At 35.0% G+C, this 13,296-nt stretch carries 10 protein-coding genes; 6 read left to right on the forward strand and 4 right to left on the reverse strand.

Annotated elements, in window-relative coordinates; translation table 11 throughout:
• Positions 1-28: 28 nt before the first annotated feature.
• The 3 genes from DPQ31_RS03335 to DPQ31_RS03345 form a co-directional block, all read right to left on the reverse strand.
• On the reverse strand, positions 29-1,912 hold the full coding sequence (locus DPQ31_RS03335; protein WP_098711634.1) for a vWA domain-containing protein: 1,884 nt from the start codon (positions 1,910-1,912) through the stop codon (positions 29-31).
• 3 nt (positions 1,913-1,915) lie between these two features.
• Entirely contained in the window at positions 1,916-2,809 is an 894-nt protein-coding gene (locus DPQ31_RS03340; RefSeq protein ID WP_000892990.1) for an ATP-binding protein, read from the reverse strand.
• 127 nt (positions 2,810-2,936) lie between these two features.
• On the reverse strand, positions 2,937-4,466 hold the full coding sequence (locus tag DPQ31_RS03345; protein ID WP_000743024.1) for a cardiolipin synthase: 1,530 nt from the start codon (positions 4,464-4,466) through the stop codon (positions 2,937-2,939).
• Between the two features lie 337 nt (positions 4,467-4,803).
• Here DPQ31_RS03345 and DPQ31_RS03350 point away from each other — a divergent pair, with 337 nt between their 5' ends.
• The 3 genes from DPQ31_RS03350 to DPQ31_RS03360 all read left to right on the forward strand — a co-directional run bounded on the left by DPQ31_RS03350 (position 4,804) and on the right by DPQ31_RS03360 (position 7,465).
• Positions 4,804-4,950: a hypothetical protein gene (locus DPQ31_RS03350; protein ID WP_000274355.1), complete on the forward strand. Its 147-nt coding sequence runs from the start codon at positions 4,804-4,806 to the stop codon at positions 4,948-4,950.
• Positions 4,950-5,285 carry a cobalt transporter gene (locus DPQ31_RS03355; protein WP_098132678.1) on the forward strand — a complete coding sequence of 112 codons (336 nt, stop codon included), beginning with the start codon at positions 4,950-4,952 and terminating at the stop codon, positions 5,283-5,285. Before DPQ31_RS03350 ends, DPQ31_RS03355 begins: the two co-directional genes overlap by 1 nt.
• A 476-nt stretch (positions 5,286-5,761) precedes the next feature.
• Positions 5,762-7,465, forward strand: a complete 1,704-nt coding sequence (locus DPQ31_RS03360; RefSeq protein ID WP_000893352.1) for a putative bifunctional diguanylate cyclase/phosphodiesterase — start codon at positions 5,762-5,764, stop codon at positions 7,463-7,465.
• Between the two features lie 31 nt (positions 7,466-7,496).
• Here DPQ31_RS03360 and DPQ31_RS03365 read toward each other — a convergent pair whose 3' ends face one another.
• Complete coding sequence (locus DPQ31_RS03365; protein ID WP_208731545.1) at positions 7,497-8,894, reverse strand: amino acid permease; 1,398 nt, start codon at positions 8,892-8,894, stop codon at positions 7,497-7,499.
• Positions 8,895-9,344: 450 nt separating this feature from the next.
• Here DPQ31_RS03365 and treR point away from each other — a divergent pair, with 450 nt between their 5' ends.
• The 3 genes from treR (at position 9,345) to treC (ending at position 13,296) form a co-directional block, all read left to right on the forward strand.
• Entirely contained in the window at positions 9,345-10,055 is a 711-nt protein-coding gene (gene treR, locus DPQ31_RS03370; protein ID WP_000987222.1) for a trehalose operon repressor, read from the forward strand.
• 138 nt (positions 10,056-10,193) lie between these two features.
• Entirely contained in the window at positions 10,194-11,621 is a 1,428-nt protein-coding gene (treP, locus tag DPQ31_RS03375) for a PTS system trehalose-specific EIIBC component (RefSeq protein WP_097959026.1), read from the forward strand.
• Positions 11,622-11,634: 13 nt separating this feature from the next.
• Entirely contained in the window at positions 11,635-13,296 is a 1,662-nt protein-coding gene (gene treC, locus DPQ31_RS03380) for an alpha,alpha-phosphotrehalase (protein ID WP_098711025.1), read from the forward strand.

Raw genomic sequence — 13,296 nt, forward strand, 5'->3', positions numbered from 1 at the left:
AGAAAAAGGAGCCAAAAGGCTCCTTTTTCTATTCAATCGTCTTCAGTAATAGTTTTTTCAGCAATGGTTTAATCTTCAATCGTAAATCTTCAGCATGATTTGCAACTAAGAAGTGATGATTATAAATGTTTTTCATTAATTGATAAGTTGCTTCTTTCACTTCGCCTTCTTCGATGAAGATACCGATTACTTCCATACCACTTTTACGAGCGAGTTTCACAGCTTCATGCGTATCTAAAATTCCGTCTTGTTGATAGTCTAGGGCAGAAGGTTCACCGTCTGTGAAGACTAATAGAAATTTATGTTTTTCTGGTCTTTTCGCAAGCTTTTCAGAAACGATACGAATAATATATCCGTCGCGGTTATCTTCTTCTTCACGAAGTTGCATAATTTCTGGACCAACGTTTGGTAACGTTGAGTTTTTGTAATTTACAACCTCATGGATAACGTTCGGTTTATCTTCAGGTTTAGCACTAGAAGCATCTTCCCAAAATCCGCTAATAGCGTGCGGGATTTTTAAAGATTTCAACGCTTCATGGAATAAGACAACACTCTTCTTCGTTTCTTCCATTTTGTTATACATAGAACCAGAACAATCCACTAATAGTTGGAATGCAACGTCGAGCTCTTGCGATTCTTGTCCTTTTTTATAAAACATGCGCGGCTGCTTTTCAGTATAAATACGAAGGAATTTCTTCCGAAGTCTTCCGTAGTATTTATCACTATTTGCATTCGTTTTATTTTCAATCGTTTTTTCGATAATTTTCTTTAATTCTTTTACATCTTTATTAACGACTGATTTGATAGCTTGGTAATCTTTTTTCTCGTCAGGATTTGATTTGCGAGCTTCTTTAAATGTATGAGAGGCACCTACATTATACTTACCATATGCACCCTCGCTTTGGCTAGAAGCGTGTGAAGCTCTTGCTTCTTCTGTATCAGCACCATCAAAGTTGGATTGTGTACTTTTTTGAGAAGTACCTTGTACAGAACCAAGTGCTTGATCGCCATCTTCTGATTCACGAGCAGTATCACCCATCATGTTTGTTTTTGTTCCGCTTTCTAATTCAAAGCGTAAAAAGTTCTCGTTTTCGTTATTTTTATTTTCACGATGCCATGTGGAGAAGCTTTCATCCATTTTGTTTTTATTGTCATCGTCATCTATGAGCTGTGTATCATCATTTGCTAAATCTTCAACGCGGCAGTTCTTTTCATCTGCAATGACAGATAAATAAAGCGGAGCATGTCCGAAATAATTGTTAAGCATATCATTTTCAAGAAGCTCCTCTAAGCGGTAGCGAATTTTCTCAACGATATACATAATATCTTCCGTATTACGGGCTTGGAATGTCTCATGCAAAATTACTTCAATTTGCTCGAAATATTCATTAGTAAACATTTCATATTTATCGCTCGTTAATGAAAGGTAACATAGACAAAATAGACGATCACCGTGATAGTTACGAACGCGGTTTATTTCATTTTGTGAGCCGAAGTAATTGCGGTACATTTCTTTTCGGCGTTTAAAAATATGTTTCGTGCCAGGTCGTAAGTTTTTTACGATTTCCTCGACACGTAAATCTTCTAATAGAACAAATAATTGTGTTAAGAACTTCTTTAGGGGCGATTCTTGTAATTCAATCGCGTAAGAACGAATTAAAGCCATGTCCGAGTAATGTTTATTACCAAGTGCTTTTAAGAACACTTCGCTTTTTAATCCGATTACTGTATCTTCTTCTTTTCGATCATCCCAAAAGTGACTAATGACAACCTTTTTTTCAATTTCGTCGTAGTATGCTTTATAGCCATATTCAAGATAGGCATCGTCTTCTTTTAGAAGGGCATACATTAAGTTTTCCATTTGTAGAAACAGCGACGCATCAATTTTTTTGTCACTAAAAATTTGTCTCATGAATTATCCCTCAAAGAAATAACTTTCTGCTAATTCACGGACAGTCATTTGTTCTGTTTCATCATTTAATTTCGCAATAATGCTTCGCTCAATAGCGCGCATAACAGGAATATATACACCTAAATCGCATGCGTCGATAATACCACGAATACTTGCTGCTTCTTCACTTACACGGCCATCACGAGCTAAAGGCATAAGGTCGCTTGCAAATGCAACGAACTTTTCAATTGTTGCAACATCATTTAATTTTGATTCAGATAGTAATAGTTCTTTTAATGTGTCACCTTGAATATAAGGAACTTCAATAATAACAAAACGGTTTTTTAATGCTTCGTTTAGTTCACTTGTCCCAACGTAACCTTCGTTAATCGCAGCAATTACGCGATATTCGTCATCACCGTATACAACTTCTTGTGTAAATGGGTTTGTAATCATTTTACGGTAATCTAGTGCACCGTGAAGAAGTGGTAACGTTTCAGGTTTTGCCATATTGATTTCATCAATATATAGGAAGTGACCGTTCTTCATTGCTTTCATAAGAGGACCGTTAACGAACGTAACTTCAGATGCCCCGTCTTTCGTTTGTAATGTGTTGTATCCTAAAATACCTTCCACATCTAAATCGACAGAACAGTTAATGCTATGCATTGGTTTTTGGAATAAAGAAGAAAGAGTTTCCGCTAGTACCGTTTTACCACTACCAGTTGGTCCTTTTAATAGAATATTTTTGCCAAGAAGAAGTGCCGTAATAGCATCTTCGATAATGCTGTTATCAGATGCTTTATATATTTTAGTACCGATTAAATGAGCATTTTCACCAGCTTCTTGTTTATTCTTTTCATGAATTGTAGAAAGCTGCTGTTTTAAATCAGAATGTATATGAAATTGTTCTAACATGTATTTCCCACCTAACATTATTTTCATAAAGTAATACATCTTATGATAACTTGTTTTAATATGGTATGCAAAGAAAAGGAGAAGGGGGAAATATAAAAGAAAAAGCAATCAATATCACATTGATTGCTTATAGTAAAGGAGAAATCAGTCGCATAAAGGACTCTAATATTCTTTTTTTGATACTTCTTTTTTGGAATGAGTTCCATTTAATTTCAGTAGAGTGTTTAAAGTCTTCTTCAAAATCGCGTTTAATATCATGAACGGTTTCCGATTCATAGAGTACGCTAATAATTTCATAATTTAATTCAAAGCTACGTACATCCATATTTGCTGTTCCGATTGTTGCAATTTTATCGTCAACGAGTACAATCTTTGCGTGCATAAATCCATCTTTATAACTGTAAATAGAAGCACCGGCTTTTAAAAGTGGAGTGAAATAGGATTGAGATGCTTGATCGCTAATAATACTATCACTCTTACCAGGATATAAAATGCGTACATCTATGCCAGATATTGCACTTAAGCGTAATAATGTTAAAGTTTCTTGATCCGGAATAAAGTATGGTGTAGCGATCCAAATAGATTTTTTGGCTGAGCCCATAACAGCTAGTAATGTATTACGAATGCTTTTATCATCTGAGCTTGGTCCACTTGCTACAATTTGCACCGCACCTGTTGCATCCAGAATTTCTTTTCCTGGGAAGTATTGTCTATTCATAAATTGATCCCAAGAATAAGTATTCAATCCACTAGACGCATAAAGCCAATCTTCTAGAAAGATGGCTTGTAATTTATACAATGCTTTTCCTTCTATTTTTAAATGACTATCACGCCAAACAGGGAATTTTTTTGAGCGACCAAGATATTCATCACCTACGTTAAGCCCTCCGGTAAAACCAATTTCTCCATCTACAATGACGATTTTACGATGATTACGATAATTAACTGTCTCCAGTAACCAAGCTGAAAAAATAGGGTCAAATTCGACAATTTCAATTCCAGCTTTTTTCATAGGTTGTAAAAATCGTCGTCTTAACGTATTACTTCCGAGTCCATCATAAAGGAAGCGTACAATAACACCCTCGCTTGCCTTTTGTATTAAAGCATCTCGTACTTTTGTACCAATCTCATCAGATTTATAAATATAGTATTGAATATGTATGTGATGTTTTGCATTCTCGATTGCTTGCAAAATTTCTGAAAAGGTTTGATCGCCGTTTGTTAAAAGTTTTGTCGTCGTTCTATCTGCGGCAGGCCCGCCTCCAAATTTTTGTACGACTTCTGTTAAATGTATGGAACGTTCATGTAATGGGACTGTGAGTGATAATTCTAGTCGTCTTCCTTCTAATATTTCGCGGAATAATTTTCTTTGTTCTTCTGAACGATGGAGATGTTTTTTTCTTCTCCAACGGCTACGCCCGAAAATAGAGTATAAAAGTACACCTACAACGGGAAGAAGTGCTAATACTAAAAACCAAGCTAAAGTACTTTGGGGAGATCTATTTTCTATAAAAATAACGAATGAAATTCCTACGATTGTGATGGACCATAGAGCACCGACAAACGTATATAACGAAATAACCGATGTATTTAATAGGAAAAGAACGATAGATACGATTGTAAATATTAATAATAATTGAACGATAGGTTTCTTCATTTCTATATAATTCCTCTAATCTTTCTTAAATATAGACTTCTTAAATAGAAGATATAATCTGACATCCTTATTATAAAGTGTTTTGTTTTTTTTACAAAATATAGACATTTGTCCTATACTTTCCGCATTTGTCCTACATACAGTATATTGTTACGTTGTTATCCCGTTATTTGCTGGGTAGTAAAAATCCCATCTCAAAATTCGATGAGTGCAAGGAAGTTAGGCGGGAAATGATTGTCCATAAATGCCCGATTGATTTGGGCTAATAATCAGTGGGGGAGGGACAAAGCCCGCGCCGATTAAAATTTCACTTTATATAGCAAAAGGGATGAATAAAATGTATGGTCGTCCAATTGGAGGATTTGGTCATGGCGGATATGGTTATCCATATTACTCGAATTATGCTTATTATCCAGATTACCAACAAGATCCGTATTATTCATACAATATTAAAGTGAGGAAATTGAAAGGGAGAGGTGAATAATGAATTATATAGAAAATAACGGAGTGTATTATCGCAATCATCATGGAGGACACCATCATAATGGCGGACATAATCATCATGGAGGACACAACCATTATGATCATCACCATCATCATCATCATCACGGTGGTGGATGGGGCTGGGGTGGAGGCGGCTCATGGGGCGGCGGATTTTTCCCAGGAAGTTTTGCGGGAGGTATGTTAGGTGGGCTTACAGCAGGTGCATTAACGGGTGCAGCAAGTGGAGGTTATTATCCAGCACCGTACCCAGTAACATATCCAGCACCATATCCAGTTCCATACCCAGGTTATCAGCAAATACCATATCAGTATTAAACAAAAAAGAGGTTATCCTCTTTTTTGTTTAATACTATATTTATTTATAAAATACTTCCAAAATAAAGGTAAAAATATGTTAATATTTTATTATTGTAATTCAAAAACATATATACCAATTTAAACTTTTATATTATTATTCGTGAATAGTTATATAGTATGTTCTAATGTCTATTTTGCTATTAAAAAGCATAGAGGTTAGACGCGAGTGGAATGAGTAGGAACAAGGGTTGCATAGAGCAAGTTAAAGGAATGCGGTATAATAAGGCAAGCTAATTAGGGAGATGAGAAGCTACTAATTATAATTGGAACGGTATTATATTGCTTTTTTTTACAAATAATATTATGTTATTTTAATCGGCATAATTCAAAATGTGATGTATGTAAAGGGTTATTATTAGAAAATGAAATATCTCTATTTCTATGAAAAGAAACAAGTTGTGTTTTAGTTAGATAGGAAGCAAGGAGAGATGCGCATGCTAGAACAAAGAGGTCATGCATTATATGACTCTTCATTGCGAGATTTAAAGTTAGCATTAGATGAGTCTTCAATTGTTGCAATTACAGACCGAAAAGGTCTTATTACATATGTAAATGATAAGTTTTGTGAAATCTCCAAATATAAAAGAGAAGAGTTAATAGGAAAAGATCATCGTATTTTAAATTCAGGATATCATCCGAAAACTTTTTTTCAAAACTTATGGAAGCGTATTTTGAATGGGAAAGTATGGAGAGGTGAAATCCAAAATCAAGCAAAAGATGGTACATATTATTGGGTTAAAACCACAATTGTTCCATTTTTAAACGAAAAAGGAGAGCCGTATCAATTTATCGCGATCCGAAATGACATTAGTAGTAGAAAAGAAGCAGAACAGAGATTACGATTGAGTGAAAGCCGTTATAGGGAACTTGCATATCATGATGCTTTAACGAGTTTACCGAACCGATTACAGCTAATAACGACTGTTAATGAACTGATTGCAGGGAAAAAGGAATTTGGCATAATATACTTTGACTTAGATCGTTTTAAATTAGTAAATGATACGTTAGGTCATATGATAGGAGATTTACTTTTAAGCGAAGTTGCTTCACGGTTGCATTATGTGTTAGGAGAGAAGGATGTTCTGGCTAGGCTAGGTGGCGACGAATTTGTGCTGTTAACAAATGAACATACACAAGATGAGATGCGGCAGTTAGCGACATCGGTATTGTCATGTTTTCAGGCACCATTTATGCTTGAAGGTCATGAAGTATACATTTCAGCTAGTCTAGGACTTTGTTCATATCCACAAGATGGACAAGACGTGGAAACACTATTGAAAAATTCGGATTTAGCTATGTATAGTGCGAAAGAACAGGGAAGAAATGCGGCGTGTTTCTTTACAGATGAGTTACGTGCAAAAATAAATCGTAGAATGAAAATCGAGTTTGCTTTGCAAAAGGCAATTCGTGATGAAGAATTAGATGTAGTATTACAACCTATCATTGATTTGAAAACGAAGAAATATACTGGCATTGAGGCTTTAGTGCGCTGTATGACAGAAGAAGGGCCTATTTCACCAAGCGAATTTATTCCAGTAGCTGAAGAATCTGGACTTATTATAAAATTAGGAGATTGGGTATTAGAAAAATCGTGTCGCCTGTTTAAAACATTACCGGATTACCAAGAAGGATTAAGGTTATCTGTGAATTTATCCATACAACAATTAATGCAGAAGCGTTTTATTTTGTCTGTACGTAGCATCTTAAGGAGAACTGGTTTTCCTCCGAATCGTTTAATTTTAGAAATAACGGAAAGTATTGCTGTTCGCCATTTTGATTATATTATCGCTACATTACAAGAATTAAGAAGTATGGGCGTATTAATTGCTTTAGACGATTTTGGAACTGGCTATTCCTCATTGTATTATTTAAAACAATTGCCACTTGATATCGTAAAAATTGATCGTAATTTTATTCGTGAATTTCATTATGATCATGCACAGCCAGAAAGAACGATTGTAAAATCTGTTATTGAAATTGCCCATAGTTTAAATTTAGCAGTAGTTGCTGAAGGGGTAGAAACGGTAGAACAAGAAAGTTTATTACAATCCATGGGCTGTGACTATGTACAAGGATTTTATTATGCAAAACCTTTATCCGTAGGAGAGTTAAAAGAAAAGTTAATTACGGATTTTTAATAGAAAAGAGAAGCTAAAAGCTTCTCTTTTTTTAATTCGTTTTTTGTGAGTTTTTCATTAATACGGGATAAAGAATAAGACCTAATATAAACAATCCAATTCCTAAGAAGAACGTTTTTAAATCAGCAGTTCCCGTTTTGATAACCCAAATAGAGTATACAAATGCTAATGTAGTAATAACCCCGTCTTTTATTCGAGATCCTGGCATTATATCATACGTTTCTCCTGTAATAACCAATTTAAATTGGTACAGAGTAGAAACAAGGTATGGAATTAAATAAGCTAATGTTGCTACAACGATAGCGAAATTATATGCTTCTGAAACAGTGCCAGAAATCGTTGAGAATAAGAAGATTTGTGTCATCATATTTGTAATAAATAATGATTTTGAAGGACTACCCTTTTTATTTGTTTTACTGAAAAACTTAGGGAAAAGTCCATTTTTGGCAGCCTGGTAAGGTACTTCTGAACTAACAACAATCCAGCCAACAGTAGATCCAAATAAAGATACAAGTGCTAGTAACGCCATTATATATGCGCCTTTATTGCCGATTGCTAAATTTAATGCGTCTACTAATGGTTTTTGAGACTCTTTTAAAGCTTCTTGCGAGAGAGCTCCCATTGTAAGTAAAGTAATTGACATGTAAATAATAAGAGCAATAATTAGGCCGAAAATTGTAGCTTTTTTTACATCACGCTGTGATTTTGCGCGGTTAGAAAGCATAACTGCTGATTCGATGCCGATAAACGCCCAAAGTGTTGCAATAGCAGCTGAATTGATTTGTCCACCTAACGAGATGGATTGTCCAGCTTCATTCATAAATGTTTGACCGTCTCCGAAATTAGAGGCGTTGAAAATGAATAATGTAATCACAATAAACATTGTAAATCCGATAATTTTTGCAATGGTAGCAAGAAGATTCATATTTCCAGCTCGATCAATATTTTGAGAAAGAATATATTGAATTCCCCATAACATAAGGCTACATACTAAAAAAGTTAACCCTTTTCCTAGTTCTAGTGAAAATCCATTTATTGAAAAGAGAATTTGCTTACTTTGTAAAACTGGAAAAAATGTTGATAAATATCCAGCAAAGGAAATAATAACAGATGCTGTTGCTGCCCAGTTCGCAGCCCAATATCCCCACGCCATACTATACCCTGCAACTTTACCTGCTTTTTTTGAAGGAAACATCGCTTGAGCGTAACTTTGTGGTCCTGCTTTTAATTCTGGTTTTCGAATTGCTAAATTTCCAAATACGAGTGCAATCATAAATACGCCAAGTCCTGTAATACTCCATGCGAGTGTAGAACCCATTGGACCTGATACTTGTGCTAAATTTGCTGGGAGCATAAATACGCCACCGCCAACCATATTCCCGATAACAAAAGCTGTTAAAACCCATAATCCCCATTTTTTCGTTTCCATTTTTGTTAACTCCTTTGTAGTAAGATTTGCTTAAACATCATTTTTTACTAGCTTTTTGGCAATAAAAAAAGAGCCATGTAGATAAAAAATACCTACATGGCTCTTCGCCAAAGCGTAGGTACAACGGGAATAACCCTTGTACCTACGCGTAAATTTTCCGCTAGGTTTCAAGGGTTACGTATGATGATGATGTTTTTGTGCAAATGTAACTACAATTGTTGTATAAGTAAGCATAGTTCTTTGCTCCCTTTCTCCTCTGATTTTGAAGTTAGTATACTACATGTTTTTTTGAATGAAAAGAAAAATATAAAAACTTTTATAAAAATACGTTTTAGAGATTAAATATTTACCTATATTTTTCTTGTACTGGAAAATAAGTGAGAGATTGGCAGAAGAGTGTAGCATGGTATAATACATATAGAATCAGAAGGTGACAAGGGGCTATTGTAGATGATGAGTAAGTATGAGCAAATTTATATAGAAATCAGTAAGTCTATTGATAATAAGCACTTAAAAGAGGGATGCAAAATCCCATCAGAAACAGAATTAATGAAGCAGTATGAGGCAAGCCGAGGTACTGTAAGAAAAGCAGTAGATTTATTACAAGAGCGTGGATATGTGCAAAAAATTCATGGAAAAGGTGTTTTTGTATTAAAGCGAAAAAATATTGAGTTTAACTTCGGTGGCATTGTAAGTTTTCAAGAAGAAAATGAGCGTCTAGGACGTCATTGTATTACAGAAGTCGTGGAAATGGAGAAAGAAGAAGCGACAAAAGAGGTTGCAAAATTATTAAACGTGAAAGAAAAAACAGAAATAGATCATATTAAACGTGTACGAAATATTGATGGAGAAAAAGTAATTTTAGATATAAATCATTTTGTATCTGAGTTTATTCCAGGATTAACGAGAGAAATTGCAATGGCATCAATTTATAAATACATTGAGAAAGAATTAGGGCTACATATTAGTTATTCGCAGAGGGTAATTGAAGTGCAGCCGTGTACAGATGATGACCGAAAGTATTTAGATTTAAATGGCACAGATTATGTTGTCGTTGTGAAAAACTTTACTCATTTATATGATGGGAGTCAGTTCGAATATACGGAATCACGTCACCGCTTAGATATTTTTCACTTTTCGGATGTGGCGCGAAGAAAGTAAAGAGGTGAAACGAAATAACGTTTCATCTTTTTTTATAAAAAAAACATCAACTCGTATATACGAGTGTTGACTAACTTATATATACGAGTTAATATGTAAGTGTAAACGGTATCAAAAAAAGAAAAGAGGGACGGGAATATGGGGAAAGACTATCGTAAAACAGCAGAGGAAGTGTTGCAGTATATTGGTGGGAAAGACAATATTGAACAAGCTGCGCACTGTGTAACGAGGCTCCGTATCGCTTTAAAAGATGAAAGTAAAATAGATAATGGTAAATTACAGTCTGTTTCATTAGTAAAGGGGGCGTTTCATAATGCTGGGATATTTCAAATTGTAATTGGTCCAGGGGATGTAGATCGTGTTTACGCTGAATTGATAACGCTTGCAGGTATGAAGGAAGCGACAGTGGCTGACGTGAAAGATTCTGGAAATCAAAAGTTAAATCCAGCTCAAAAGTTTGTAAAAGTATTTTCAGATGTATTTATGCCGATATTACCAGCAATCGTAACAGCTGGTTTACTAATGGGGATTAACAATTTATTAGGGGCAAAGGACTTATTTTTTGATGGTAAAAATTTATTAGATGTTTATCCGAATTTAGGTGGGCTTTGGGATTTAATTAATATGATGGCCAATACAGCATTCGTATTCTTACCAGCACTTGTCGGTTGGTCAGCAACGAAGCGTTTTGGTGGTAGTCCAATACTAGGTATTGTTATGGGCTTAATGCTTGTGCATCCGGCCTTATTAAACGCCTGGGATTATGGAAAAGCAGCGACTGGTTTAGAGGGTCAAAAGATTGAGTACTTCAATATTTTAGGATTGTTCCAAATTGAAAAGGTAGGATATCAAGGTCAAATTTTACCGGTGTTAGTAGCAGCATTTGTATTGAGTAAAGTAGAGATTTTCTTAAAGAAACATGTACCAAATGCAATTCAATTATTAGTTGTACCAATTACAACAATCGTTGTAACAGGTGTATTAGCATTAGGAATTATCGGTCCAGTTACACGTCATATCGGAGATTTATTAACAGCTGGATTAGTAGGCGTATATGAAACAGTACCAGTAGTTGGAGCAGTATTATTTGGAGCATTGTATGCACCACTTGTAATTACAGGTATGCATCATATGTTTATTGCTATTGATCTACAATTGATTGCACAACACGGCGGTACATTTATTTGGCCGATGATCGCTCTTTCTAACATTGCGCAAGGTAGTGCGGCACTTGCAATGTTCTGGATTTCTAAAAATCAAAATGATAAAAGTATGGCATCGACATCAGCAATTTCCGCGTACTTCGGTATTACAGAGCCAGCGATGTTTGGTGTGAATTTACGAAATAAGTTTCCGTTTTATGCAGCAATTATAGGATCTGCTGTGGCAGCGATATTCATTACATTAAATGGTGTATTAGCACCTGCTATCGGAATTGGCGGATTGCCAGCATTTATTTCGATCATTCCGAAATCGATTCCAATGTTTATTGTAGGAATGATTATCGCAGTTGTAATCCCATTTACGTTAACATGGTTATTTGCGAAAAGAGTTAAACAGAAGTAGGAGGAAGTTAAACATGAAGGATTGGCATAAAAGTGTAGTCTATCAAATTTATCCGAAGAGCTTTAATAGTTATTACAATAAAGAAACCGGTGATATAAAAGGGGTTACAGAGAAACTAGATTATTTAAAAAAACTCGGAGTGGATTATATTTGGTTAACACCGATATACCAATCACCACAAAATGATAATGGGTACGATGTAAGTGATTATTATAGCATTGATCCATCTTACGGAACGATGGAAGAGTTTGAAGAGCTTCTAGAAAAAGCGAAAGAACGTGACATTGAAATTATGCTTGATATCGTTGTAAACCATAGTTCGACGGAGCATAAGTGGTTTAAGGAAGCAAAAGAAGATAAAAATAGTCCATATCGCAATTATTACATTTGGCGTGATGAAAAAAATAATTGGCAGTCTAAGTTTGGTGGATCCGCTTGGAAGTACGATGAAAAGACTAAGCAATATTTTTTACATTTATTTGATGAGACACAGGCAGATTTAAATTGGGAAAATGAAAAGCTTCGTGAAGAAGTGTACGATATGATGCGCTTTTGGCTTGATAAAGGGGTAACTGGATTCCGCCTTGATGTTATTAACTTAATTTCAAAAGACCAACGTTTCTTAAGCGATGACGGAAGTACCGCGACAAGTGATGGACGTAAATATTATACGGATGGTCCGCGTGTTCATGAATATTTACAAGAGATGAATAGAAATGTATTTGAAGAGAAAGAGGTAATTACAGTTGGAGAAATGTCATCGACGACAATTGATAATTGTATTAAATACTCAAACCCTGAGCGCAATGAACTGAGTATGACGTTTAGTTTCCATCATTTGAAAGTAGATTATCCGAATGGTGATAAGTGGACGAAAGCTGATTTTGATTTTATTAAATTAAAAGAAATTATGTCTAACTGGCAAATTGAAATGCAAAAGGGCGGGGGATGGAATGCATTATTCTGGTGTAACCATGACCAGCCTCGCATCGTGTCACGCTTCGGTGATGATGGGAAGTACCGAAATGAATCTGCGAAAATGTTAGCGACAGCTATGCACATGCTGCAAGGAACGCCTTACATTTATCAAGGAGAAGAAATAGGTATGACGAATCCTAAATTCGAATCCATCGAGCAGTATCGGGATGTGGAATCGTTAAATATATATGATATAAAGCAGGAAGAAGGCTTATTAAAAGAAGAGATTATAGGGATTTTAAAACAAAAATCTCGTGACAATTCTCGTACTCCGATGCAGTGGAATGAAGAGGTGAATAGTGGTTTTACAACAAGTACCCCTTGGATTTCAGTAGCTGAAACCTTTAAAGAAATAAACGTAGAGAAAGCATTACAAGATGAGGAGTCTGTATTTTATCATTATAAAAAGTTAATTGAACTTAGAAAAACTTACGATGTTATTACAGAAGGAGAATATGCTATTTTAGATGAAAATCACCCTAAGATTTGGGCATATACACGTACTGTAAATAATGAAGTATTACTTATTATTAATAACTTCTATGGAGAAGAAATAACGTATTCTGTACCAGCCCATGTTCAATTAGATGGAATGAAACAAGAAGTACTACTGTCGAATTATAAAGATTCCAGCAAGGATATTACAAAACTTAACTTAAGACCATATGAATCAATTATATATCGATATACGAAATAA

This window comes from Bacillus sp. COPE52, from assembly GCF_003355115.1.
Lineage (GTDB): Bacteria > Bacillota > Bacilli > Bacillales > Bacillaceae_G > Bacillus_A > Bacillus_A toyonensis.

What these genes read in the sequence shown, in the direction of transcription:
- DPQ31_RS03335 (WP_098711634.1), bottom strand. Translation starts at nt 1,912, where the DNA reads ATGAGACAAATTTTTAGTGACAAAAAAATTGATGCGTCGCTGTTTCTA.
- DPQ31_RS03340 (WP_000892990.1), bottom strand. Translation starts at nt 2,809, where the DNA reads ATGTTAGAACAATTTCATATACATTCTGATTTAAAACAGCAGCTTTCT.
- DPQ31_RS03345 (WP_000743024.1), bottom strand. Translation starts at nt 4,466, where the DNA reads ATGAAGAAACCTATCGTTCAATTATTATTAATATTTACAATCGTATCT.
- DPQ31_RS03350 (WP_000274355.1), top strand. Translation starts at nt 4,804, where the DNA reads ATGTATGGTCGTCCAATTGGAGGATTTGGTCATGGCGGATATGGTTAT.
- DPQ31_RS03355 (WP_098132678.1), top strand. Translation starts at nt 4,950, where the DNA reads ATGAATTATATAGAAAATAACGGAGTGTATTATCGCAATCATCATGGA.
- DPQ31_RS03360 (WP_000893352.1), top strand. Translation starts at nt 5,762, where the DNA reads ATGCTAGAACAAAGAGGTCATGCATTATATGACTCTTCATTGCGAGAT.
- DPQ31_RS03365 (WP_208731545.1), bottom strand. Translation starts at nt 8,894, where the DNA reads ATGGAAACGAAAAAATGGGGATTATGGGTTTTAACAGCTTTTGTTATC.
- treR (WP_000987222.1), top strand. Translation starts at nt 9,345, where the DNA reads ATGATGAGTAAGTATGAGCAAATTTATATAGAAATCAGTAAGTCTATT.
- treP (WP_097959026.1), top strand. Translation starts at nt 10,194, where the DNA reads ATGGGGAAAGACTATCGTAAAACAGCAGAGGAAGTGTTGCAGTATATT.
- treC (WP_098711025.1), top strand. Translation starts at nt 11,635, where the DNA reads ATGAAGGATTGGCATAAAAGTGTAGTCTATCAAATTTATCCGAAGAGC.